The sequence below is a fragment of the Glycomyces lechevalierae genome, from assembly GCF_027622945.1.
GTDB lineage: Bacteria > Actinomycetota > Actinomycetes > Mycobacteriales > Micromonosporaceae > Glycomyces > Glycomyces rutgersensis.
In genome coordinates this window covers 327,372-350,870 of sequence record NZ_JAPZVQ010000001.1, presented here as the reverse complement: position 1 = coordinate 350,870, position 23,499 = coordinate 327,372, and the positions used below count along the sequence as shown (strand labels likewise).

Here is a 23,499-nt window from a genome sequence, read left to right as displayed (position 1 = left end):
CGACCGTCCAAGACCCCGCGGAGCGGAGGTGCGGCCGCTCCGCGGGGGCGTCACTAGCGGGAGTGGGCGAGGACGCCCCTCACCGCCGTCTCGAGCGCCTCGCGACGCCGCGGGTTCTCCGGGCGCGGGAGGCCGTAGTGCTCGCGCAGCGTGGTGCCGGTGTACTCGGTGCGGAACCGGCCGCGCTCCTGGAGGATCGGCACCACCTTGTCCACGAAGGCCTCCAGGCCCGAGGGCATCACGGCGGGCATGATGTTGAACCCGTCCGCCGCGCCGTTGTCGGCCCAGTCGACGATGGCGTCCGCGACCTGCTCGGGCGTGCCGCTGAAGGTGCGGTGCCCGCGCCCGCCGCCGAGGCGGCCGATCAGCTGCCGCACGGTCAGCCGCTCGCGCCGCGCCAGCTCGACGACCAGCGTGTAGCGGCTCTTCATACCCTCGATCTCGGACTCGGGCCGCAGGTTCGCCGGCAGTTCCGCGTCGAGGTCCAGTTCCTCGGGCGCGACGCCGAGGAGCCCGGCGAGGTTGTCGCGGGCGTACTCGGCGACGATGAGCCGGTCGAGCTCGGCCTCCAGTTCGCGCGCTTCGGCCTCGGTGTCGCCGAGGACCGGCACGATGCCCGGCAGCACCAGCACCTGGCCGGGGTCGCGCCCGAATGCGGCGGCCCGGCGCTTGAGGTCGGCGTAGAACGCCTGGGCCTCTTCGAGGGTCTGCTGGGCGGTGAACACCGCCTCGGCGTGCGCGGCGGCGAAGGCCCGGCCGCTCTCGGAGGACCCGGCCTGCACGAGCAGCGGGTGCCCTTGCGGGGAGCGGGGCACGTTGAGCGCGCCGGCGACCTGGAAGTGCTCGCCCGCGTGCTCGGCGGGGTAGACCAGGCGCTGGTCGCCCCAGAGTCCGGTCTCCTTGTCGCCCAAGATGGCCGAGTCGTCCCAGGAGTCCCAGAGCCGCTTCGCGACCCGCAGGAACTCCTCGGCCCGCTCGTACCGCGCGGCGTGGGTCGGCAGCGCGTCGAGGTTGAAGTTGCGGGCCGCGTCGAGCGTCGCGGTGGTGACGATGTTCCACCCCGCCCGGCCGCCGGAGAGGTGGTCGATCGAGGCGAAGCGCCGCGCCAGGTTGTACGGCTCGTTGTACGTCGTGGACGCGGTCGCGATGAGTCCGATGTGCTCGGTCACGGCCGCCAGGGCCGCAAGGACCACCGTCGGCTCGAGCGATCCCGAAGGGCGCCTGCCGATGTCGCCCCACAGCGACGGCGAGTCCGCGAAGAACACCGAGTCGAGCTTCCCTCGCTCGGCGATCTGCGCGAGGTTCGCGTAGTGCCCGATCTTCGTGGAGGAGAGCGGGTCGGACTCGGGGAGCCGCCAGGAGGCCTCGTGGTGGCCGGTGTTCATCAGGAACGCGTTGAGGTGCAAGGGCTTGGGGCTCATGCGGTCTCCTTGAGGTCGGCGCCCAGGCCGAGCGCGGCGAGCAGTTCGGTGCGGATCCGGGCGAAGCGCGGGTCGGACGGGTCGCGGTGGCCGTCGAGGTCGATGCGCCGCTCGGTCCGCACGTTCCCCGAGTCCAGGACGAGCACCCGGTCCGCGAGGACTATCGCCTCGTCCACGTCGTGCGTCACGAGCAGGACGGCGGGCTGGTGCCGCTCGTAGAGGGCCCGCAGGAGCCCGTGCATCTTGATGCGGGTCAAGGCGTCCAGGGCCCCGAAGGGCTCGTCTGCGAGGAGCAGTTCGGGTTCGCGTACCAGCGAGCGGGCGAGCGCCACGCGCTGCTGCTCGCCGCCGGAGAGCTCGCGGGGCCAGGCCCGTTCGCGCCCGGCGAGCCCCACCTCGGCCAGGGCCTCGCGGCCCCGGGCCTTGGCGTCCGGACCTTTGAGGCCGATCACCACGTTGCTGAGCACCCGCTGCCACGGCAGCAGCCGCGAGTCCTGGAACACCACCGAGACCTGTTCGGGCACTTCGATGTCGCCGGTGCCCCGGGCATCCTGGTCCAGACCCGCGAGGGCCCGCAGGAGCGTCGACTTGCCCGAGCCGGAGCGGCCCAGGAGGGCGACGAACTCGCCGGGTTCGATGGCGAGGTCGAGCCCGGAGAGCACGGGCCGGTCGTCGGTGAAGGAGCGGTGCAGGTCGCGGATGCGGACCGTGGTCGCGGCGGTCAGTCCTCGAGCGTTCGTCGCCATGACAGGACCCTCCTCTGTGCGATGCGGACGATGGCGTCGGAGCCGAGGCCCAAGAGGCCGTAGAGGACGAGGCCGACGATGATGACGTCGGTCTGCCCGTACGTGCCGGCCAGCAGCATCATGTAGCCGATGCCGCTGGTGGCGTTGACCTGCTCGACCACGACGAGGGACAGCCACGAGGCCGTGACGGCGAAGCGCAGCCCCAGGAAGAACCCGGGGAGCGCGCCGGGCAGGACCACGCGGCCGATGAAGGCCGCCGGGCCGAGCCGCAGCGTCTCGGCGAGCTCGGCGTAGCGGCCGTCGATCGAGCGCAGGCCGTTGTGGGTGTGGAGGTAGATCGGGATGAGCACGCCGAGCGCGATCGTGATGATCTTCATCCGCTCGTCGATGCCGAACCACAAGAGCAGCAACGGGAGCAGTGCGAGGTTCGGGATGGAGCGCTTGAGCTGCACCGGCCCGTCCACGACGGCCTCGCCCCAGCGGCTCAGCCCGGAGACCAGCGCCAGGGCGAGCCCGGCGGCGACGCCGAAGGCGAGGCCGAGCGCGAACCGCCGGGCCGAGACGAGCAGGTCCGGGCCGAGCCGCCCGGACTCCCACAGGTCCCACGCGGCGGTCGCCACCGTCCACGGGGCGGTGAGCACGCGCGGGTCGATCCAGCCCGCCGCCGAGCCCCAGATCCAGACGCCCAGGAGCAGGAGCGGGCCGATGAGGTACCCGAGCGGGATCGCCTTGCCGGGCCCGAGGCGGCGCTTGCCGCGCGGGCGCGAGGCCCGCCCGCCGGCCGCGTCGTCGTGGCCCGAGAGGTCGGTCTCGGCGGGTTTGACGTCGACGGCGGTCACGGCGCACCTGCCTCTCCGTACTCCGCGATGCCCTCGGCCACCAGCGGTTCGAACCGCCGGTCGTACAGGTCCTCCGCGTCGAGCACTTCGTTGCCGGTGCCTTCGGCGAGGATCTCGATGGTCTCCTGGTGGCGCTCGATGCCCTCGGTCCAGTCGGCGGGGAAGTCCGGCTCGCCTTGCCTGTCGAACAGATACTCGCCGTCCTCGTAGGACAGTCCTTCGTGCTCGACGAACCAGGCGTTGATCCACGCGTCCTTGTTCGCGCGGGTCCACAGCCGGGCCGCGCCCCAGAGCTTGACGTACGCGGCGATCGCGGCGGCCTTGTCCGCGTTCTCCAGCACCTCGACGGGCGCGTACAGCAGCCACGGGTCGTCGCGGATGCCGTGCGGGATCGTCGTGCCGCCGTCGGGGCCGTACTTGTTGAGGTACGACTTGACCTGCGAGTCGCCGATCGGCGCGACGTCGACCTCACCGCCGGCCAGCGCGTTCGAGTACGTGTCGCCGGTGCTCGGCAGCTCCACGAGCTCCACGTCGTCCTGGGTCAGCCCGGCGGCGTCGAGCACCCGCAGGATCAACGCGCCCTGCGCCTGCCCGGGGGAGTAGGCGATCCGCTTGCCCGCCAGGTCTTCCAGGCTCTTGACGTCCGCGCCCGGGGCGATGCCGAGGTCGTAGATCGGGTGCGCCAGCGGGTCGACCCGGTAGGAGGCCGCGACGATCTTCGTCGGCAGGCCCGTCCAGTTGGTGTGGATCGGCGGGATGTCCGCCACGGAGCCGATGTCGAGGGACTTGGCGCGGAACGCCTCGGCGGTCTTGGGGCCGCCGGAGATGTTGGCCCACTCGACCTCGAACGGCAGCTCCTTGCTCAGCCCGGAGAGCTCGTACGCGATCTGGTTCTGCGGGTCCCCGACGACGAGGACCGTCCCTTCCGGGACTTCGGCGGGGATCGCCGCGTCCGCCGCGAGCACGGGCCCGGACGGTTCTTCGGAGCAGGCCGCGAGCGCGAGCGCCGCGACGGCGGGCGTGCCGGCTATGAGGGTCCTGCGGGTCACGTTGGATGGCATGGGGATTGGCCTTTCAAGAAAGTCTGGAGGGAGTCGGGTCAGTCGAGCGGCGCGGCGGCGCAGTAGCCGCCCGCGTGGTAGACCAGCGGTTCATGGTCGTCGCCGGTCTCGGCGCCCACCACCAGGGCCAGGACCACGTGGTGGTCCCCGGCCTCGATGCGGTCGGTGACGACGGCCCGCAGGTACGACGGGGCGTTGTCGAGCACCGGCTCGCCGCTCTCGAGGCGCGACCACAGGGTCGGCCCGCCGAAGCGGTCGATGCCGCTGGTGGCGAAGCGGGTCGCGATCTCGTGCTGCCCGGAGGACAGGAAGTTCACGGTGAGGCTCGCGGCGTCCCGCACCGCCGGCCAGGCCGAGGACCCGGTGGCGATGGCGAACGACACGAGCGGCGGGTCGATGGACACCGAGGTGAGCGAGGTGGCCGTGAACCCGGCCGGGCCGTCCCCGGCGTCCGCGCACACCACGGTCACACCCGCGGGGTGGGCGCGGAACAGGGTCCGGAACGCCTCGGGCGCCACCCCGGCGCGGGCTTCGAGTCGCGCGCTCATGCCAGCGCCCCGATCGGCTTGCGGCCCAAGGCGAGCGCGGCTTCGATGGCCGGAATGTGCGCCTCGGTCCACGCGCCGACGTGCTCGGGCAGCTCGGCGAGTTCGCTCTCCCGCAGGGTCAGCGACGGCACGGGCAGGCTCGCGCCGAGTTCGGCGAGGACCGGCCGCAGCTGGAGGTCGGCGAGCAGCCGGTGCTCGGCCGAGGCGGCGATGGTGACCGGCACGGCCAGGACCCCTTCGAGGGCCCGGGGCGGGAGCTGGTCGAGGAAGAGCTTGAGCAGGCCGGTGTAGCTGGCCTTGTAGACGGGTGTGCCCACGATGAGCACCCGGCCCTTGGCGATCCGCGTGACGGCGTGCTCGAACCCGTCGTGCGGGGGCTCGATGCCGTCCAGGTACAGCTCGGCGAGGTCGATCGAGGCCGGGTGCGGCTCGGCCCCGAGTTCGGCGCCGATGGCGGCGGTGAGCGCTTCGGCGGTGGACAGGGTGCGGGAGAGGCGTTTCGGATTGCCGACCACAGTGGTCAGCGCGATGTCGACGGTCACGTCGGAGTCCTTACGGTGGGAGGTCTGGGCGGGCGCACCGGTCGAGGGCGCGCGCCGGGGACGGACCCTTTGGGCCCGTTGGGGAATCGCAGATGGGAGTTGAGATCGAGCGCAGCCGTGGTGCTGCCCGCGACGGGGCTGCGCTCTAGCGCATTCGCGGCTGACACAGGGCGCTGGCGGCGCGCATCTGGTCGATCTCGCGCCGCCGCGTGAGGACGCTGGCGGACTTCATGCGATGAACGATAGCAGTAGTCCTATCGAAATACTAGGAATTCTTGGATGGTGGGAATTCGATCCCGAGGAGCCGGTCCGCCGCAGGGGAGGCCGTCCCGGTGCGGTACTCCACCTCGCGGCTGCGCGCGAACCGGTAGCCGACCCCGCGCACGGTGCCCACCAGCTCGTCGAACTCCCCGAGCTTGGACCGCAGGCGCCGCACGTGGACGTCGACGGTGCGTCCGGCGAGCCCGGTGTCCGGTGTCTCCCAGACGTACTGGAGCAGCTCGGCCCGCGTGTGGACCATCCCGGGGTAGCGCGCGAGGAAGGCCAGGAGCTCGAACTCCAAGCGGGTCAAGGCGACCGGCGCACCGCGCAGGAGCACCTCGCGGCCGGGCACGTCGATGACGAGCGCGGGCGCGGCCTTCGGCCCGGCGGGCGGGGCCGCTTCCGGCTGGGCCGCTTCCAGGGCGGGGACATCCGGGGCGACGGTGATGCGGCTCTGGCCGATGCCGGCGAGGGCGGCGGTGAGGCGGCGGACGAGCCGCGGGTCGTCGGCGGGGATCTCGATGGTGACGGTGACCGTGGGAGCGCCCGTGCGGCGGTGCGGCTGCGGGCGGGTGCGGGTCGGGACGGGAGTCATGGCGGCGCCTTCGGTTTCGGTCGTGCGGAACGGATTCGGAGCGGGCGGCACCGCAGCGAGCATATCCTACTGATCAAATGGGAATCAAGCGGTCACTTGCGCGAAGTGTTCTCGGCCTCTAAAATCTAGATATCCTAGCGAATAGATAGGATAAAGATCACCGCTCGGAGGTCACCCATGTCCGACGCCTCGCTCTTCGTCGCCGCCCCGCCCCTCACCGTGGAAGCGGCCTTCGACCACATCGCGGCCCAGAGCTTCCGCCCCACCGTCCCGGCCCGCATCGGCGCCGAGGTCGAATCGCTCGTGACCAGCGCGGCCGACCGCCGCCGCCGTCTCGATCCCGAATCCCTCAAAGCCGTGCTCGCCGTTCGGGACGCGCTGCCCCGCCGCAGCCGCCTCAGCTTCGAGCCCGGCGGCGCCCTCGAGCTCAGCTCCAGGCCCGCCGCCTCGGCGGGGGAGTGCTTCGCCGAGCTCGAACCCGACCGCCGCCGCGTTGCCTCGGCCCTCGCCGCCGAAGGCTACGAGCTCCTCGGGCTCGGCCTCGACCCGATCCGCCTGCCCCGCAGAGTCCTCCGCACGCCGCGCTACCAGGCGATGGAGGAGCTGTTCGACCAGGACGGCCGCGCCGGCCGCTGGATGATGTCCAACACCGCGTCCGTCCAGGTCTGCGTCGACATCGGGCTCGACGTCGACGGCCCCCAGGGGATCGCCGACCGCTGGGACCTGGCGCACCGCCTCGCGCCCGTCCTCATCGCCGCGTTCGCCAACTCGCCGCTGCGCCGGGGCGAGCCCAGCATGTGGCGCTCGACCCGCCAGCACGTGTGGGCCGCGATCGACCGCACCCGCTCCCGCCCTGTCGTTGCAGGCCATGGCGCCCAAGGCGACCCGCGCGAGTCCTGGGCCCGCTACGCCCTCGACGCCCGCGTGATGGCCGTGCGCGGCCCCGGCCGCTGGACCGTCCCGCGCGGCCTCACCTTCCGCGACTGGATCAACGGCGACTACCACCAGGCGCCCACCTTGGACGACCTCGACTACCACCTCTCGACCCTGTTCCCGCCCGTGCGGCCCCGCGGCTCCTATCTGGAACTGCGCATGATCGACGCCCAGCCCGGACCCGACTGGATCGCGCCCGTCGCCTTCGCCGCCGCGCTCTTCGACGACCCGCTCGCGGCCCAGCGCGCCCGCGCCGCCCTCGAACCGCTCTGGCACCGCGCCACCGCCGCGGACCTCTACCTCCGCGCCGCCACCGCCGCCCTCCACGACGACGCCCTCCACCGCGCCGCCACCGCCTGCTTCACCGCCGCCCTTGCGGCCCAACCGGACCCGGCCCTCGCCGCCGTCCTCGAACGCTTCACCGACGCCTACGTCGCCCGCGGCCGCACCCGCGCCGACGACCTCGTCGCCCAAGCGGCATAAGGCGAACGCCCGTCGCCTTTGCGTGCGGGACGGGTGTGCGAGGCGGCTAGTATGGGCGCGACTTTGCCGCCGCTCGGAGTTGGAACCGCATGCCGCCTTTGGATCGACGAGTGCTCCTCGGAGGGGCCCTCGGCCTCGTCGGCGTCGGCGCCGCGGCCGCCGCCGTGATGCTGCGCGAACCCGACCTGGGCGTCATCTCGGCGCTCCCCGAGGAGCCCGAGCCCTGGGCCGGCTCCGGCCCGCTCGACGTCGCCGCCCTCCGCGAGCGGGCGAAGTCCCTCCTCACCGGCGGCGTCACCGCGAACGACGGCATCGACTACGGGCGGCCGCTGCGCGTGCTCGACCGCGAATCCGCCGAGGAGTGGGAGGTGATGGACCGCGGCGCGGACCGCACCGGGCTCTGGCCCGACCTCGGCCCCGCCGCCGATCCCCTGGGCTTCACCAACTCCTACGTCCGCCTGCGCCGCATCGCCCTGGCCTGGGCCACGCCCGGCACCGAGCTGTTCGACCGCGACGACGTCGCGGAGGACGTGGTCGGGGCGCTCGACCTCCTCTACCGCCTGGGCTACAACGAGGACGCCGAGCCGGCGGGCAACTGGTACTGGTGGGAGATCGGCGCGCCTTCCGCGCTCATGCAGATCTGCACCCTCATGCGCGACCGCATCCCGCGCGACCACCTCGGCCGCTACGTCGCCGTCGTGGACCGCTTCTGCCCCAATGCCGACGAGCGCACCTCCGCGTCCGAGACGCGCGAGACCGGCGCCAACCGCGCGGACAAGGCCGCGATCGTGGCCCTGCGCGGCCTCGTGGGGGAGGACTTCGCCAAGCTCGAACTCGCCCGCGACGGCCTCTCCGACACCGCCGAGGACGGCGAGAACAGCCTGTTCCGGCTCGTGGACGAAGGCGACGGCTTCCACCGCGACGGCTCGTTCATCCAGCACGGGCACGTGCCGAGCACCGGCAGCTACGGGCTCGTCCTGCTCAACTCGCTCACCTTCGCGCTCGCGCTCCTGCAGGGCTCGGTCTGGGAGGTCACCGACCCCGAGCTGGCCGGGCTGTACGACGCGGTCGACCGCTCCATCACCCCGTTCGCCGAGGACGGCCTGTTCATGGACTGCCTGCGCGGCAGGGCGATCGCCCGCCCGACCCAGCGCGACAGCCACACCGGGCCCGAGATCACCGCCGCGCTGCTCGCCCTCGCCGAGTTCGCCCCCGCCGAGTACCGCGACCGGTGGCGGGCCCAGGCGCGCGGCTGGATCGAGCGCTCGGCCGTCCCGTTCTTCGAGTCCATGGAGCCGCGCGGCATCAGGCAGACCCGGGAACTCCTGGCGGACAACGCGATCGAGGCCGCGCCCCGCCCCGAGCTGACCCGCGTCTACCCGAACATGGCCCGCCTCGTCGTGCGCCGCCCGCAGTGGTCGTGGGCGCTGTCCATGTCCTCCCGCCGCGTCGCCGGGTACGAGATGGTCGGCGGCGAGAACCTGCGCGGCTGGTACCTCGGCGACGGCACGTCCTACCTGTACACCGTGGACGACCCGCTCCAGTTCGGCGACGAGTTCTGGCCCACCGCCAACCCCTACCGGCTCCCCGGCATCACCGTCGACTCGCGCGAGCGCGAGGTCATCGGGCACGGCCACGACCTCGTCGTCCACCTGCCCGAGAACGAAGTGGCGGGCGGCGCGGCACTCGACGACCGGTACGCGGCCACCGCGATGGACCTCGCCGCCGAAGGCTCCTCCCTGCGCGCCAAGAAGGCCTGGTTCGTGGTCGACGACGTCATCTGCGCGCTCGGCGCGGGCATCACCGCCTCGGACGGCCGCGCCGTCTGGACCACCGTGGAGCACCGCAACCGCCACGCCGACGGCGACCGCCGCATGGCGGTCGACGGCGTCTTCCCCCAGGAGGACACCGACCTCAAGACCGCCGTCGACGGCGCCGCCTGGCTCCACCTGCCCGGCGTCGCCGGCTACGTCTTCCCCGGCGAGAACCCCGGACTGCGCGTCGGACGCGAGACGCGCCGGGGCGCCTGGAACGACATCGAGCAGGGCGGCACCACCGGCGGCGGCGACACCGACGTGCACACCCGCAAGTACGCCACCCTCTGGTACGACCACGGCGTCTCGCCCACCGACGCCTCGTACGCCTACATGCTGCTGCCTACCGCCACCGCCGCCGAGACCGCGGTCTGGGCCGCCAACCCCACCCTCGAGGTCCTCGCCAACACCACGACCGTGCAGGCCGTCGCCTCAGACAGCGTGCTCGCCGCCCACTTCTGGCAGGCCGGCGAGACCGGCGGCCTCGCCTGCGACGGCCCCGCCACCGTGATCGTCACCCGAAGCGAGGACGGCATCGCCGTCGCCGTGGCCGACCCCGGCCGCACTTCCGAGACGATCACCGTCGAACTGCCTTACGCCGCCAGCGAAGTCCTCGACACGGACGACACGATCGAAGCCGAACTCGGCGACCAGGCGAAGCTCACCGTCCACACCGGAGGCACGCTGGGCCGGACCCACACCGTCCGACTGCGCTAGCGCCGCTTGAGGAACGCCCGCACCTCCGGGCGCGACAGCAGCCACGCCGCCGTCGCCACCCCGACGACCACGAGCACCTGCACCACCGTGGACATCGTCTCCACCCACGCCGGGAACGTCTCGTGAAGCCGGTCGGCCACCAGGCTGTCGGCCTGGTTCGCGCCGATCGCGCCGAGGGCCCGGCCCAGGTCCAGCAGACCGGGGACGGCCAGCAGCACGACCGCCGCGACGCCGGTCCACAGCGCGAACCCGCGCGCCCGCGGATGCGACCGGCCGGTGAGGACCGCCGCGACCAGGAACAGCGCCGCGAAGACCAGACAGCCGGCCACCGAGCCCCAGTACGGCAGGTACCAGGCCATGGGCCCCAACTGCTCGCAAGGGAACGACGCGTCGCTCCAGCCGCCCGGCGGCTCCAGGTCCGCCACCTCGGAGCAGGCCCGGCCCGAGTCCTCCTGGAACCGGCCGTACATCGCGATCATCACCACCGCGGCCGCCACGAGGAGCCCGGTCAGGACCCACAGCACACCGCTCGCGAATCCGAGCCCGCGCGGCCTCGCGCCAGTCCCGTCCATGACGCCTCCAAACGATCGACCGGTCCACATCGTACGAACCGGGCGCCAGGCGTCAGGGCCGGAAGCGGTAGCCCATGCCCGGCTCCGTGAGGAGGTGGACCGGCCGGGCCGGGTCGGCTTCGAGTTTGCGGCGCAGCTGCGCCATGTACTGGCGCAGGTAGTTCGTCTCGCGGTCGTAGTTCGGGCCCCAGACGCGGTGCAGCAGCTCGCGCTGGCCCACGAGCTTGCCCGGATTGCGCAGCAGCACCTCGAGGAGCTGCCACTCGGTCTTCGTGAGCCGCACTTCCTTGCCGTCGCGCTTGACCTCGCGGACGGCGAGGTTGACGGTCGCGCCGCCGATCTCGGTGACCGGCGAGTCGCCGGCCGCGTTGCCGCGGCGGGTGGCGGCCCGGACGCGGGCGAGGAGTTCGCCGATGTCGAAGGGCTTGGTCACGTAGTCGTCCGCGCCGGCGTCGAGCGCGGCGATCTTCTCGGCGCTGGCGGCCCGGCCCGAGAGCACCAGGATCGGCACGCTCGTCCAGCCGCGCAGGCCCGTGATGACCTCGGTGCCGTCCATGTCGGGCAGGCCGAGGTCGAGCACCACCAGGTCGGGCACGACCCCGGCGGCGGCGCGCAGCGCCTGCGCCCCGTCGGGCGCGGTGGTCACCTCGTACCCGTGCGCGCTCAGATTGATCCGCAGTGCCCGCGCGATCTGCGGTTCGTCGTCCACGACCAGGATCTTGATCACTCCGTGCCCTTCTCATGCACTTGCGGCAGCGCCAGCACCATCGTCAGTCCGCCGCCCGGGGTCGCCTCGGCGACCAGCGAGCCGCCCATGGCCTCGGCGAGGCCGCGCGAGAGCGCGAGCCCGAGGCCCACGCCGCTCGTGTTGTTGCGGTCGCCGAGCCGCTGGAACGGCGTGAACATCATCTCGCGGCTCTCGTCCGGCACGCCCGGGCCGCGGTCGACGACGCGCAGCTCCACGAGGTCGCCCTGCTTCCCGGCGATCACCAGCGGCGGCTCGCCCGCCGGGCTGAACCGCAGCGCGTTCGCCACGATGTTCACCAGGATCCGCTGCAGCAGACCGGGATCGGCCCGCACCTCCGGCAGGTCCGGGGCCACGTCGAGCCGCACGGCCGCCGCGGGGTCGCCGAGCTCGTCGAGCGCCCACGGCACCGCGTCGTCCAAGGCCACCGGCACCGGGTTCGCGCCGAGCACCCCGGCCTGGAGGCGGCTCATGTCGAGCAGGTTGTCCACCAGGCTCGTGAGCCGCGAGAGCGAGGTCTCGGCGGACTCCAGCAGCTCGTCCCGCTCCTCCGGCGTGAACAGGTCCCCAGTGGACCGCAGGCTCGACACCGAGACCCGCGCGGACGCGAGCGGGGTGCGCAGGTCGTGCGAGACGGCCGCGAGCAGCGCCGTGCGCAGCTTGTCCGTGTCGGTGAGCCGCTGCACGGCCGCCGCCTGCCGCTCCAGCCGCTCGTGTTCGAGCGCGGCGGCCGCGTGCATCGCGAAGGCCTGCGCGATCCGCCGGTCGGCCGCGTCGAGCGTGTGCCCTCGCAGCGCCAGCGCGAGGTCGTCGTTGATCGGCAGGTCGTTCTCGGCCCTGCCCGGGCTCGTGCAGCCCTCGCCCGCGCACGCGACGACCCGCCACAGCCGCGGGTCCTGCCGCTCGGCCGGCCCGGCCCCGGCCTCGGTGCGCTCCAGCAGCGTCACCGAATCGAGCGAGAACGTCTCGCGCAGCCGTTCGAGGAGGTCCTCGACCCGGCTGCCGCCGCGCAGCACGGTGCCCGCGAGCGTCGCCAGGGTCTGCGCCTCGGCGCTGGCGCGCGCGGCGACCCGGGCCCGTGCGGCCGAGAGGTTCACGACGCTCGCGCCGCCGAGTGCGAGGGCGATGAAGATCGCCAGGGAGATCAGCTGTTCCTGGTCGTGGATCTTGAACGTGTTGTAGGGCTTGGTGAAGAAGTAGTTGAGCAGCAGGCTACCCGCGAGCGCGCCGAGCAGCGCCGGCCACATGCCGCCGGCGAGCGTCAGACCCATGACGGCGGTGAGGACGATGAGGATCATCGTCGTCAGCGAGAGCTCCTCGTGGAGCGGCAGCAGCGCCATGCACAGCGCGGGGACCCCGATGAGCGCCAGCGCGATCCCGAACCCGCGGCGGCCCCGGCCGATCATGCCGCGGCCCCCGCGGCCGCGCTTCACGGCCGCGACCCGCTCGTGGCTCACCAGGTGGACGTCGATCTTCCCGGAGCTCGCCGTGGTCGTGACGCCGACGCCGCGCGAGAGCATCTGCGCGAACCGGCCCCGGCTGGAGGCCCCGAGCACCAGCTGGGTCGCGTTCACGCCGCGCGCGAACTCCAAGAGCGCGTTCGGGATCGCCCGCCCCACCACCTGGTGGTAGGAGCCGCCGAGGTCTTCGACGAGGTTGCGCTGCCGGGCGAGGTTCCGTGCGGATCGGGCGCTGGTGAGGCCGTCGCCGGACGCGACGTACACGGCCTTGAGGTCGGCCCCGCCCGAGCGCGCCGCGATCCGCGCGGCCCGCCGGATGAGCGTGTCGCCTTCGTCGCCGCCGGAGAGCGCCACGACGACGCGCTCCTTCGACTCCCAGGTCGCAGTGATGTGCTGGGCCTCGCGGTACTGCTCGAGCTGGTCCTCGACCTTGTCGGCCAGCCACAGCAGCGCGATCTCGCGCAGCGCGGTCAAGTTCCCGACCCGGAAGTAGTTGGCGAGCGCGGGCCCGACCTTCTCGGGCGGGTAGACGTTGCCGTGGACCATGCGCCGCCGCAGCGCCTCGGGGGTGATGTCCGCGAGTTCGACCTGGTCGGCGCGGCGCACGACCTCGTCCGGGACGGTCTCCTCCTGCGGCACGCCGGTGATCTGGGCGACGACGTCGTTGAGCGACGCGAGGTCCTGCACGTTCACCGTGGAGATGACGTCGATCCCGGCGTCGAGCAGCTCGTCGACGTCCTCCCAGCGCTTCATGTTGCGCGCGCCCGGCGCGTTGGTGTGCGCGAGCTCGTCGACGATCGCGACCTTCGGCGCCCGCGCGAGCACGGCCGCGACGTCGAGTTCCGCGATGCCGTCGAGGACCTTGCGGGGTACGGCCTCCAGGCCGTCGAGCAGGGCGGTCGTGTGCGGCCGCCCGTGCGTCTCCACGAATCCGACGACCACGTCGGTGCCGCGCTCCCTGCGCCGCTGCGCCTCTTCGAGCGCGGCGAAGGTCTTGCCGACCCCGGGGGCCGCGCCGAGGTAGATCCGCAGTTGTCCACGTGACACGGACCCATCATTCCCCGTGCCGGGGGCGGCGGCCATAAAGAAACCGTCAAAGGTGCTCAACTTCGCGGCGGCGCGGCGGTCTCGCGCTCGACGAGGCGCACCGGCAGGGTGGTCGCGGCCGCGGGGCGCGCGTCGCCGGCGAGGCGGCCCATCATGAGCCGCACGGCTTCGGCGGCCTTCCCGGGCAGGTCCTGGGCGACGGTGGTGAGCTTCGGCGTCACGTACGCGGCGATGTCCGCGTCGTCGTAGCCGATCACCGAGACGTCTCCGGGCACGGACCGGCCCTCGGCGCGCAGGCCTTCGACGGTGCCGATGGCGAGGAGGTCGGCGGTGGTGACCACGGCGGTGACGTCCGGTCGCTCGCGGGCGAGCCGCCGCCCGTACGCGACGCCATCGCCGCGGGTGATCTCGACGGCGGACACCAGCTCGGGGTCGTACGCGATCCCGTGCTCGCCCAGCACGTGCCGGTACCCCTCGAAGCGGCGCCGCACGACGCCCGTGGCGGAGAACCCGGGCCCGGCGAAGGCGATGCGGCGGTGCCCTAGGGCCGCAAGGTGTTCGGTGGCGAGGGCGGCGCCGCCGAAGTCGTCGGAGCGGACGCCGAGGGCGAGCGGGTTCTCGGAGTAGCAGTCCATCGCGACGAGCGCGACGTCGCCCACGGTGCGGACGTTGAGGCGGTCGATCTCGGCGTCCAGGAAGCCGAGGAGGACCGCGCCGTCGAGGTGCCATGAGCGCAGGGCCTCGGTGATCTCGGCCCGGTGGGCGATGCCGCGCAGCATGAGGTGGTAGTCGAGGCGGCGCAGCTCGCGTTCGAGCATGCCGATGACCTCGACGGTGTGGGGGCTGATGGTCAGGCTCGCCTCGTCCTCGGCGGGCACGAGGAGCCCGACGAGGCGGGAGGACTTGGCGGCGAGGCTGCGGGCGGAGGCGCTGGGCACGTACCCGCGGTCCTCGACGATCCGCATGATGCGGTCGCGGGTGGCCGCGGAGACGCGGGCCTGCTTGCCGTTGACCACGTTGGACACGGTCATGAGGCTCACCCCGGCCTCGGCGGCGATGTCCTTCAGCGTGACGGCCAAGGGGGTTCCTCCTGATCAGCAGGCGTTGTCGCGGGGGCGGCCCGGCGCCCGCCGTTGACAAGTCTGTCACCCGGGTCTAAGCTACCGAGCTAGGTATAGCGCTAAACCTAGCATGTGCAGGGCTTACATCCCACCCTGCGACATGCCCTAGGCGCGCTCACAGCAAAGGAACGGAGCCGTCTTGCACCCGGCCAACCCCACCGCCGACCCCGCGTCCGCCCCCGACTGGTGGCGGCGCGCGGTGATCTACCAGGTCTACCCGCGCAGCTTCGCGGACGCCGACGGCGACGGCACCGGCGACCTCGCCGGCGTCCGCGACCGCCTCCCCTACCTCGCCGCCCTCGGCGTCGACGCCCTCTGGTTCACCCCCTGGTACCGCTCGCCGCAGGCCGACGGCGGCTACGACGTCGCCGACTACCGCGCCGTCGACCCCGCCTTCGGCACCCTCGCCGACGCCGAGGACCTCATCGCCGCCGCCCTCGACCACGGCATCCGCACCATCGTCGACATCGTCCCCAACCACGTCTCCGACCAGCACCCGTGGTTCCAGGAAGCCCTCGCCGCCCCGCCCGGCCACCCCGCCCGCGACCGCTTCTGGTTCCACGACGGCAAAGGCGAGCACGGCGACGAGCCGCCCACCCGCTGGACCTCCAGCTTCAGCGGCGGCACCTGGACCCGCACCGCCGGACCCGACGGCGCGCCCGGCCAGTGGTACCTCCACCTCTTCGCCCCCGAGCAGCCCGACCTCAACTGGAACCACCCCGACGTCGCCGCCGAACACGAAGCGGTGCTCCGCTTCTGGTACGACCGCGGCGCCGCCGGCATCCGCATCGACTCCGCCACCATGCCCGCCAAGGACCCCGCCCTCCCCGAGGTCCCCGCGCATCCCGAACCCGGCCGCCACCCCCACATGGACCGCGACGAGGTCCACGACGTCTACCGGAGCTGGCGCAAGACCGCCGACTCCTACGCCGAACCCCGCCTCCTCATCGGCGAGGTCTGGCTCGAGGACGCCGACCGGTTCGTGCGCTACCTCCGCGACGACGAGATGCACATGGCCTTCAACTTCGACTTCATGGCCCGCCCCTGGGACGCCGCCGAACTGGCCGAGTCGATCCGGACCACCCTCGCGGCCCACGCCGCCGTCGACGCGCCCCCGACCTGGGTGCTCTCCAACCACGACGTGACCCGGCCCGTCACCCGCTACGGCCGCGCGGACTCCTCGTTCGCCTTCACCGCCAAGCGCTTCGGCACCCCGACCGACCTCGCCCTGGGCTCCCGCCGGGCCCGCGCGGCCGCGCTGCTCACCGCCGCGCTCCCCGGCGTCCTCTACGTCTACCAGGGCGACGAACTCGGACTGCCCGAAGTGGAGGACCTGCCCGAGGGCTCGCGGCAGGACCCCATGCACTTCCGCTCCGGCGGCACCGACCCCGGCCGGGACGGCTGCCGCGTCCCGCTGCCGTGGACCGCGACCGGCCCCGCGTTCGGCTTCAACGACACCGGCGCCGCCTGGCTGCCCCAGCCCGCCGGCTGGGGCGAGTACGCCGCCGCGTCCCAAGCGGACGACCCGGACTCCTTCCTCAACCTCTACCGCGAGGCGATCCGCCTGCGCCGCAGCGAACCCGCGCTGCGGGGCGAGGACTTCGCCTGGATCGCGACCGCACCCGACGCCCTCGCCTTCCGGCGTGGCGAGGACGTCGCCTGCGTCGTCAACCTCGGCGACGCACCCGCGGACCTGCCCGCCCACACCGAGGTCCTGATCGCCAGCGCGCCGCTCGCGAACGGCCGCCTGGCCCGGGACGCCGCCGTGTGGCTGCGGACCTGAGCCCGCCCCTCCCTCAACGCCCGCAAGAAGGCTCAATGATGAACCGACAAGGAGCACTACCGATGAAACCCTCTCGCACCGCCGCCGCGGTGGCGGCCGCGGCCCTCGCCGCGGTCGGCCTCGCCGCCTGCTCGGACGACGAACCCGACGACGGCCGCACCCACATCACCGTCACCATCGACGCCGGCCTGGAGCAGGCCGCGATCGACGCCTTCGACGCCCGCATCGCCCAGTTCGAGGACGCCCACCCGGACATCGCCGTCGAGACCCAGGAGTACACCTGGACCGCCGGCACCTTCACCGCGCAGCTCGCGGGCGGCACCCTCCCGGACGTGTTCACGGTGCCCTTCACCGACGGCCGCGGCCTCATCGAGCGCGGCCAGATCGCCGACATCGGCGACCTCACCGCCGAACTGCCCTACCGCGACAGCTACAACCCGAACATCGCCGCCGCCGGCGAGGACGCCGACGGCGACCTGTGGGCGATCCCGATCGCCGCGTACGGCCAAGGGCTGCACTACAACCGCACCCTCTTCGAGGCCGCCGGGCTCGACCCCGACGCCCCGCCGACCACGTGGGACGAGGTCCGCACCGCCGCCAAGGCCATCACGGACGCGACCGGCGAGGCCGGGTACGCCGTGATGACCAACGACAACACCGGCGGCTGGATCCTCACCACCGTCGTCAACGCCCTCGGCGGCCGCACCGAGGCCGACGGGCAGGCCACGATCGACACGCCCGCGATGCGCGAGGCCCTGACCCGCCTCCACGACATGCGCTGGGAGGACGGCTCGATGGGCGACGACTTCCTGTACGACTGGGCGACCATCAACCAGGCCTTCGCCTCCGGCCGCATCGGCATGTACGTCTCGGGCGGCGGCAACTACGGGAACCTCTTCACTCAGAACGCCCTCAACCCCGACGACTACGGCCTGACCGTGCTTCCGCTCGCCGCGAGCCCCGACGCGGGCGTCCTCGGCGGCGGCACCCTCGCCGCCGTGAGCCCGAACGCCGAACCGGACGAGCAGGCCGCCGCCGTGGAGTGGATCGACTTCTACTACATGGAGAAGCTCACCGACCAGGCCGCGGCGGTCGCGGACGCCGAGGTGAAGGCCGAGACCGGCCAGCCCGTCGGCGCCCCCGAACTGCCCGTGTTCGACAAGGCCGCCTACGACGAGGCGCGGTCCTGGATCGCCGAGTACGTGAACGTCCCGGTCGACCAGATGGCGCCGTACACCTCCCAGGTGTTCGACCAGCCGCTGCTCACCGAGCCGGTGCACGCCACCCAGGAGGTCTACGCCGTCCTCGACGCCGTCGTCCAGACGGTCCTGACCGAGGAGGACGCCGACGCGGACGCCCTGCTCGCCCAGGCCCAGACCGACGCCCAGGCCGCGATCGACGCGGCCGCGTAGGGGACACGACCGACATGACCTCGATCGACACCCGCCCCGCCGGTGTCACCGGCGTGCGGGGCGCCCCGCCCACCGCGGGCCGGCCCGGCCGCCCCGGGGCGCCGGCCCCCCCCCACCCCCCCCCCCGCCCCCCCCCCCCCGCCGGGCCCCCGGCCGCCCGGCCCCCCCCCCCCCCCCGGGCCCGCCCCGCACGCCGCGGGCCGCTGGCCCGCGCCCGCGGCGGCCTCCCGACACTCGTGTTCCTCGCGCCGATGCTGCTCGTCTTCGGCGTGTTCTCCTGGCTCCCCATCGGCCGCGCGGTCGTGATGAGCTTCCAGCGCACCAATCTCGTCGCCGATCCCGTGTGGGTCGGGTTCGCGAACTTCCAGCAGGTCTTCGCCGACCCGCAACTGTGGACGGCCGTGCAGAACACCGGGTACTTCGCGGTGCTCGCGCTGGTCTTCGGCTACCCCGTCCCGCTCGTGGCCGCGATCCTCATGAGCGAGGCCCGCCGCCTGCGCGGCCTCTTCAGCGCCCTCGCGTACCTCCCGGTGGTCGTGCCGCCGGTGGTCGCGGTCCTGCTGTGGAAGCTGTTCTACGACGCGGGGGAGGACGGCGTGTTCAACACCGTCCTCGGCTGGATCGGCCTGGGCCCCTTCGCCTGGCTGCAGGACGCGGACATCGTGATGCCCTCGCTCGTGCTCGAGGCGACCTGGGCCGCCGCGGGCGGCACCGTCATCATCTACCTCGCCGCCCTCACCGGCGTCGACCCGAGCCTCTACGAGGCCGCCGAGATCGACGGCGCGGGCGTGTGGCGCAAGCTGTGGCACATCACCCTCCCGCAACTGCGCGGCATCCTCCTCATCACCTTCATCCTGCAGATCATCGGCACCGCGCAGGTCTTCCTCGAACCGTTCCTGTTCACCGACGGCGGTCCCGCGAACCGCACGCTCACGCTCCTGCTGCTGATCTACCGGTACGCGTTCACGAACTCCCTCGGCGGCGACTACGGCGCGGCGGCGGCCCTCAGCCTCCTCCTCGCGCTCGTGCTGACGGCGTTCTCCGCCCTGTACTTCCGCCTCACCCGATCCTGGAGCGGCTCATGAGCAATGCCATTGACCGCGGCCTGCTCGCGCCCACCGACTGGAAGCGCCCCAGCGTCCGATGGACCGCCCGCCTCGCCCACGGCGCGCTCCTCGCGGGCCTCGCCGTCGCCGGGCTCGGCCCGATGCTGTGGCTCCTCAAAGCCGCCGTCACCCCCACCCAGGACACCCTGCGCACGCCGATGGTGTTCTGGCCCAACGGCTTCGACTTCGCGAACCTCGCGGAGGCCTGGACCCGCGTCGAGATCGACAAGTACTTCCTCAACACCGTCGCCCTCGCCGCCGGCTCCTGGGCCGTGCAGCTCCTCGTCGCCGCCACCGGCGGCTACGCGCTCGCGATCCTCCGCCCCCGCATCGGCAAGTACCTCTCCGGCGCGATCCTCGCGACCCTGTTCGTGCCCAGCGTGGTCCTACTCGTCCCGCTCTACCTCACCGTCCTCGACCCGCCCCTGCTCGGCACCTCCATGCTCAACACGTTCTGGGCCGTCTGGCTCCCCGCCGGGGCCAACGCCTTCAACGTGCTGCTCATGCAGCGGTTCTTCGCGAACCTCCCGCGCGAGGTCTTCGAAGCGGCCCGCGTGGACGGCGCCGGACCCTACCGCCTGTTCTGGTCGATCGTGCTGCCCATGTCCCGCCCGATCATCGGCGTCGTCTCCGTCTTCGCCGTGATCGCCTCCTGGAAGGACTTCCTCTGGCCGATGCTCGTGCTCCCCGACCCCGAGCTCCAGCCGCTCTCGGTGCGCCTGCCGATCCTCCAGCAGTTCGTGGAGCTCGACGTGTTCCTCGCGGCCCTGGCGATCTCCTCGCTCATCCCCATCGGCCTGTTCCTGGTCTTCCAGCGGCTCTTCCTCAACGGCGCCAGCCTCGGCGGCGCCGTCAAGGGCTGACCCTTGATCACCTGAAACCATGCCGAACCGGACGCCGCCGACTTAGAGTGCGTGCAACACCGCACGGGACGCGGCACGGCCGCGCGGGCACAAGGAGTCGGCATGAAGCGAACGGCCACGCTCAGCGCCGCCGCCGCGGTCCTCGCGGCGGCGGCGCTGGCCGCCTGCGGCCAGGACTACGACGGCAACGGCTCGGCCAAGGCCCGCAGCGGCGTCGCCACCGTCCAAGAGGAGGTCACCGGCGTCGAATGGGGCGACTGCGATCTCGCGGACATGTACGGCGACGCCGAACTGAACGCCGTGCAGACCGCGTGGGCCGAGGCCCTCGAATGCGGCGCGGTCACCGTCCCGGTCGACTACGAGGACACCGGCGGCGACCGCGTCGCGATCGCCATGGTCCGGCACCCCGCCACCGGCGACCGCACCGGCTCGCTCCTCGTCAACCCCGGCGGGCCCGGCGGCTCCGGCATCGAACTCGCCATGTCCCCGTTCCTGCCCGCCGACGTCACCGCCGCGTTCGACGTCGTCGGCTTCGACCCCCGCGGCGTCGGCGCCAGCCGCAACCTCACCTGCGGCAGCGACGACGCCTTCGACGCCGCCCTCACCCAGGTCTACACCGACGAACCGGCCGCCATCCCGGACGCCGAGGCCTCCGCCCTCGAAGACGGCGCCGCCACCCTCGCCGAAGGCTGCACCCAGGAGGTCAAGGCCGACTTCCTCGCCAACATGGGCACCGAGAACGTCGCCCGCGACATGGAGGTCATGCGCAACGCCCTCGGCGACGACGCACTCACCTACCTCGGCTACTCCTACGGCACCTACATCGGCCAGATGTACCTCTACCTCTACCCCGAGAAGGTCCGCGCCATGGTCCTCGACGGCGTCATGCGCACCTCCGGCTCCGTGCTCGACCTCGCCGAAGGCCAGGCCACCGGCTTCGAGACCGCCTGGCACGACTTCATCGCCTACTGCCTCACCATCGAAGGCTGCCCGTTCACCAGCGCCGACACCGCCGACGCCCAGCTCAAGGCCATGCTCACCGACATTCAAGGCGCCCTCGGCGGGCAGCTCACCGTCGGCGACATGCTCAACATGGTCTCCGAGAGCCTCTACAGCGAGGCCAAATGGGCCGCCCTCGAGAAGCTCCTCGCCGCCGCCGGCACCACCGCCGACCGCGAACTCGCCCAGCAGCTCGAAGACCTCGCCGGCGCCACCGGCGCTTCCCGCTTCCAGCCCCGGCGGCTCCCGCCGCTCCCGCTGCCGCGCCGCGACACCGAGGCGAACTTCTACGGCGTCCAATGCGTCGACCGCGACAACCCGGACCACTTCGACGACTACCAGGACAGCGCCCAGACCGCCTACGGCAACTCCGACCTCTTCGGCGCCGGCATCGCCTGGAGCTACCTGCCCTGCGCCTCCTGGTCCGCCTCCGAACCCGGCCCGGAGTCCGTGAGCGGCAAGGGCTCGCCCGCGGTCGTCCTCGTCGGCAACATCGGCGACCCCGCCACGCCCTACGACTGGGCCCAGTCCGTCGCCGACGGCCTCGACGACGGCGTCCTCCTCACCTACGAAGGCAGCGGCCACACCGCGTACGCCTTGGGCCACAAGTGCATCGACGACCCGGTCACCGCCTACCTCGTCGACCTCGACGTCCCCGCCGCCGGCCTGAAATGCCCGCAGGAACTCCGCTGACCGCACCCCCGAACGGGTCCGCGTCCCCTTAGGGCACGGGCCCGGCGCGCCTCACTCCCCGCCGTGTGTGTCGTCCGGTCACAGTCCGAGTCTGGCAAGATGTCCCCGTCGCGCGGCGAGCCGCGATGAGCCCCCCGCGACGCCTGACCGTCGATGTGACGAAAGAAGCGCCAATGCACACGTCCCCCCGCAGCACCCGTGCCCGGAAGGAGGCCTCCCCGTGGTCGACATGACCTGGTTCGAGGCCATCGTGCTCGGGGTCGTCCAGGGCCTCACCGAGATGCTGCCGATCTCCTCCTCGGCCCACCTGCGCCTCACCTCGGCCCTGTTCTTCGAAGAGGACGCGGGCGCGTCGTTCACCGCGGTGACCCAGCTCGGCACCGAGACCGCCGTCCTCCTCTACTTCTGGAAGGACATCGTCCGCATCCTCGTGGCCTGGTGGAAAGGCCTGTGGGACAAGGAGCAGCGCGGCGAGACCGACTACCGGCTCGGCTGGTACGTCATCATCGGCACCCTCCCCATCGTGTTCTTCGGCCTCATCTTCAAGGACGCGATCCGCGACGGCGCCCGCAACCTCTGGCTCGTCGCCTTCAGCCTCATCTTCTTCGGCCTGCTCCTCGCGCTCGCCGAACTGGTGGGCCGCAAGACCCGCACCTGGGACGACTTCCGCATGAAGGACGGCCTCATCCTCGGCTTCGCCCAGGCGGGCGCGCTCATCCCCGGCGTCTCCCGCTCGGGCGGCACGATCACGGCCGGCCTGTTCATCAACCTCGACCGCACGGTCGCGGCCCGGTACTCGTTCCTGCTCGCGATCCCCGCCGTGTTCGGCGCGGGCATCCTCAGCCTCGGCGACGTGTTCGACCCGGCCACCGAGGGCTCGGTTCCGAGCGGCGCGCAGATGCTCGTGGCGACCATCATCGCGTTCTTCGTGGGCCTGGCGGCCGTGCACTGGATGCTCAAGTGGGTCGCCAAGCACAGCGTCTTCATCTTCGTCTGGTACCGCTGCATCCTCGGCGTCATCGTCGTCATCATGCTCGAGACGGGCTACCTCTCGGCCCACTGAACCCCAGCACTGCAACGAGGGCCGGTCGCATCGACCGGCCCTTTCGCGTCTCCGGATTTGACAATCTGACGAAATAAGCAAAGAATGTCAGTATGACAGCCGAGACCACCCGTGACGCGATCGTGGCCGCCGCTGTGCCGGTGTTCGGCCGCTACGGGTTCCGCAAGACCACGATGGACCTCCTCGCCCAGGCGGCCGGCGTCTCCCGCCCGGCGGTCTACCAGTACTTCCCGAACAAGACCGCCGTCTTCCGCGCCGTCGTCGAAACCGTTGGCGCCGAACTCCACGCCGCCGCGCTGGCCGCGAGCGCCACGGGCGTGACCACCGCCGACCGACTGTTCGCACTGCTCCGGGTGAAGCTCGACTTCGCCGCGAGCACCGTCGCCGCCGACTACCGGCAGGAACTCGTGCGCGAGGCCGCCGCCCTCGCCGCCGACCTGGTCGCCGAGTCGGAGGCGCGCTACGCGGCCCTCGTCACTGCAGTACTCGAGGACGCCCCCGAACTCGACCTTCTCGGCGACGCGATGTCCGCCGAGGACGCGGCGGTGCTGCTCACGGACGCGATGGTCGGGATCGCCCGCTCATCGGCCACCGCCGAGCAGATGCGCTCGCGCCTCCGACAGCTCGTGGACCTCGCCGTGCGCGGGCTCACGAGCCGACCCTGACACCAAGCGA

General features: G+C 72.4%; 20 protein-coding genes. 9 read left to right on the top strand and 11 right to left on the bottom strand.

Going from position 1 to position 23,499, the window contains the following annotated elements; all coding sequences use genetic code 11:
• Positions 1–53 precede the first annotated feature (53 nt).
• The 7 genes from O2L01_RS01640 to O2L01_RS01610 form a co-directional block, all read right to left on the bottom strand.
• On the bottom strand, positions 54–1,421 hold the full coding sequence (locus O2L01_RS01640) for an LLM class flavin-dependent oxidoreductase (RefSeq protein WP_270119801.1): 1,368 nt from the start codon (positions 1,419–1,421) through the stop codon (positions 54–56).
• Complete coding sequence (locus O2L01_RS01635) at positions 1,418–2,167, bottom strand: ABC transporter ATP-binding protein (RefSeq protein WP_270119800.1); 750 nt, start codon at positions 2,165–2,167, stop codon at positions 1,418–1,420. Before O2L01_RS01635 ends, O2L01_RS01640 begins: the two co-directional genes overlap by 4 nt.
• A complete protein-coding gene (locus tag O2L01_RS01630) occupies positions 2,143–3,006 on the bottom strand; it encodes an ABC transporter permease (RefSeq protein WP_270119799.1) in 864 nt (287 codons plus the stop codon). The genes O2L01_RS01635 and O2L01_RS01630 overlap by 25 nt, the downstream gene beginning before the upstream one ends.
• A complete protein-coding gene (locus O2L01_RS01625; RefSeq protein WP_270119798.1) occupies positions 3,003–4,067 on the bottom strand; it encodes an ABC transporter substrate-binding protein in 1,065 nt (354 codons plus the stop codon). Before O2L01_RS01625 ends, O2L01_RS01630 begins: the two co-directional genes overlap by 4 nt.
• A 38-nt stretch (positions 4,068–4,105) precedes the next feature.
• The gene (locus tag O2L01_RS01620) at positions 4,106–4,615 is read right to left on the bottom strand and encodes a flavin reductase family protein (protein WP_270119797.1); all 510 of its coding nucleotides are present in this window, start codon (positions 4,613–4,615) and stop codon (positions 4,106–4,108) included.
• Positions 4,612–5,157, bottom strand: a complete 546-nt coding sequence (locus O2L01_RS01615) for an NADPH-dependent FMN reductase (protein ID WP_270119795.1) — start codon at positions 5,155–5,157, stop codon at positions 4,612–4,614. Before O2L01_RS01615 ends, O2L01_RS01620 begins: the two co-directional genes overlap by 4 nt.
• A gap of 265 nt (positions 5,158–5,422) precedes the next feature.
• A complete protein-coding gene (locus tag O2L01_RS01610; RefSeq protein WP_270119793.1) occupies positions 5,423–6,013 on the bottom strand; it encodes a winged helix-turn-helix domain-containing protein in 591 nt (196 codons plus the stop codon).
• A gap of 177 nt (positions 6,014–6,190) precedes the next feature.
• Here O2L01_RS01610 and egtA point away from each other — a divergent pair, with 177 nt between their 5' ends.
• A complete protein-coding gene (gene egtA / locus O2L01_RS01605; protein WP_270119791.1) occupies positions 6,191–7,429 on the top strand; it encodes an ergothioneine biosynthesis glutamate--cysteine ligase EgtA in 1,239 nt (412 codons plus the stop codon).
• A gap of 110 nt (positions 7,430–7,539) precedes the next feature.
• Positions 7,540–9,960: a polysaccharide lyase 8 family protein gene (locus O2L01_RS01600; protein ID WP_270119790.1), complete on the top strand. Its 2,421-nt coding sequence runs from the start codon at positions 7,540–7,542 to the stop codon at positions 9,958–9,960.
• Here the strand turns inward: O2L01_RS01600 and O2L01_RS01595 are convergent.
• From O2L01_RS01595 to O2L01_RS01580, 4 genes are read right to left on the bottom strand one after another with little or no spacing between them, the layout of a single operon-like run.
• Positions 9,957–10,532 carry a hypothetical protein gene (locus tag O2L01_RS01595; protein ID WP_270119789.1) on the bottom strand — a complete coding sequence of 192 codons (576 nt, stop codon included), beginning with the start codon at positions 10,530–10,532 and terminating at the stop codon, positions 9,957–9,959. The genes O2L01_RS01600 and O2L01_RS01595 overlap by 4 nt on opposite strands.
• A 52-nt stretch (positions 10,533–10,584) precedes the next feature.
• Positions 10,585–11,259: a response regulator gene (locus tag O2L01_RS01590; RefSeq protein ID WP_270119787.1), complete on the bottom strand. Its 675-nt coding sequence runs from the start codon at positions 11,257–11,259 to the stop codon at positions 10,585–10,587.
• Entirely contained in the window at positions 11,256–13,784 is a 2,529-nt protein-coding gene (locus O2L01_RS01585; RefSeq protein WP_270119786.1) for a sensor histidine kinase, read from the bottom strand. Before O2L01_RS01585 ends, O2L01_RS01590 begins: the two co-directional genes overlap by 4 nt.
• A gap of 56 nt (positions 13,785–13,840) precedes the next feature.
• Positions 13,841–14,863 (bottom strand): LacI family DNA-binding transcriptional regulator, encoded by a 1,023-nt coding sequence (locus O2L01_RS01580; protein WP_270119785.1) that lies wholly within the window; start codon positions 14,861–14,863, stop codon positions 13,841–13,843.
• A gap of 181 nt (positions 14,864–15,044) precedes the next feature.
• Here O2L01_RS01580 and O2L01_RS01575 point away from each other — a divergent pair, with 181 nt between their 5' ends.
• The 7 genes from O2L01_RS01575 (at position 15,045) to O2L01_RS01545 (ending at position 23,489) form a co-directional block, all read left to right on the top strand.
• Positions 15,045–16,688 (top strand): glycoside hydrolase family 13 protein, encoded by a 1,644-nt coding sequence (locus O2L01_RS01575; RefSeq protein WP_270119783.1) that lies wholly within the window; start codon positions 15,045–15,047, stop codon positions 16,686–16,688.
• 62 nt (positions 16,689–16,750) lie between these two features.
• Positions 16,751–18,100 carry an ABC transporter substrate-binding protein gene (locus tag O2L01_RS01570; RefSeq protein ID WP_270119781.1) on the top strand — a complete coding sequence of 450 codons (1,350 nt, stop codon included), beginning with the start codon at positions 16,751–16,753 and terminating at the stop codon, positions 18,098–18,100.
• 251 nt (positions 18,101–18,351) lie between these two features.
• The gene (locus O2L01_RS01565) at positions 18,352–19,185 is read left to right on the top strand and encodes a carbohydrate ABC transporter permease (protein WP_270119779.1); all 834 of its coding nucleotides are present in this window, start codon (positions 18,352–18,354) and stop codon (positions 19,183–19,185) included.
• On the top strand, positions 19,182–20,069 hold the full coding sequence (locus O2L01_RS01560; RefSeq protein WP_270119777.1) for a carbohydrate ABC transporter permease: 888 nt from the start codon (positions 19,182–19,184) through the stop codon (positions 20,067–20,069). Before O2L01_RS01565 ends, O2L01_RS01560 begins: the two co-directional genes overlap by 4 nt.
• A gap of 102 nt (positions 20,070–20,171) precedes the next feature.
• Entirely contained in the window at positions 20,172–21,761 is a 1,590-nt protein-coding gene (locus O2L01_RS01555; RefSeq protein ID WP_270119775.1) for an alpha/beta hydrolase, read from the top strand.
• A gap of 229 nt (positions 21,762–21,990) precedes the next feature.
• Complete coding sequence (locus tag O2L01_RS01550) at positions 21,991–22,824, top strand: undecaprenyl-diphosphate phosphatase (RefSeq protein WP_270120474.1); 834 nt, start codon at positions 21,991–21,993, stop codon at positions 22,822–22,824.
• Between the two features lie 92 nt (positions 22,825–22,916).
• Positions 22,917–23,489: a TetR/AcrR family transcriptional regulator gene (locus tag O2L01_RS01545; RefSeq protein ID WP_270119773.1), complete on the top strand. Its 573-nt coding sequence runs from the start codon at positions 22,917–22,919 to the stop codon at positions 23,487–23,489.
• The last annotated feature ends 10 nt before the right edge of the window (positions 23,490–23,499 follow it).

Excerpts from the sequence above, each read along its gene's own strand:
- O2L01_RS01640 (WP_270119801.1), bottom strand. The coding sequence starts at position 1,421 with ATGAGCCCCAAGCCCTTGCACCTCAACGCGTTCCTGATGAACACCGGC.
- O2L01_RS01635 (WP_270119800.1), bottom strand. The coding sequence starts at position 2,167 with ATGGCGACGAACGCTCGAGGACTGACCGCCGCGACCACGGTCCGCATC.
- O2L01_RS01625 (WP_270119798.1), bottom strand. The coding sequence starts at position 4,067 with ATGCCATCCAACGTGACCCGCAGGACCCTCATAGCCGGCACGCCCGCC.
- O2L01_RS01620 (WP_270119797.1), bottom strand. The coding sequence starts at position 4,615 with ATGAGCGCGCGACTCGAAGCCCGCGCCGGGGTGGCGCCCGAGGCGTTC.
- O2L01_RS01610 (WP_270119793.1), bottom strand. The coding sequence starts at position 6,013 with ATGACTCCCGTCCCGACCCGCACCCGCCCGCAGCCGCACCGCCGCACG.
- egtA (WP_270119791.1), top strand. The coding sequence starts at position 6,191 with ATGTCCGACGCCTCGCTCTTCGTCGCCGCCCCGCCCCTCACCGTGGAA.
- O2L01_RS01595 (WP_270119789.1), bottom strand. The coding sequence starts at position 10,532 with ATGGACGGGACTGGCGCGAGGCCGCGCGGGCTCGGATTCGCGAGCGGT.
- O2L01_RS01570 (WP_270119781.1), top strand. The coding sequence starts at position 16,751 with ATGAAACCCTCTCGCACCGCCGCCGCGGTGGCGGCCGCGGCCCTCGCC.
- O2L01_RS01565 (WP_270119779.1), top strand. The coding sequence starts at position 18,352 with ATGCTGCTCGTCTTCGGCGTGTTCTCCTGGCTCCCCATCGGCCGCGCG.
- O2L01_RS01560 (WP_270119777.1), top strand. The coding sequence starts at position 19,182 with ATGAGCAATGCCATTGACCGCGGCCTGCTCGCGCCCACCGACTGGAAG.
- O2L01_RS01555 (WP_270119775.1), top strand. The coding sequence starts at position 20,172 with ATGAAGCGAACGGCCACGCTCAGCGCCGCCGCCGCGGTCCTCGCGGCG.
- O2L01_RS01550 (WP_270120474.1), top strand. The coding sequence starts at position 21,991 with ATGACCTGGTTCGAGGCCATCGTGCTCGGGGTCGTCCAGGGCCTCACC.
- O2L01_RS01545 (WP_270119773.1), top strand. The coding sequence starts at position 22,917 with ATGACAGCCGAGACCACCCGTGACGCGATCGTGGCCGCCGCTGTGCCG.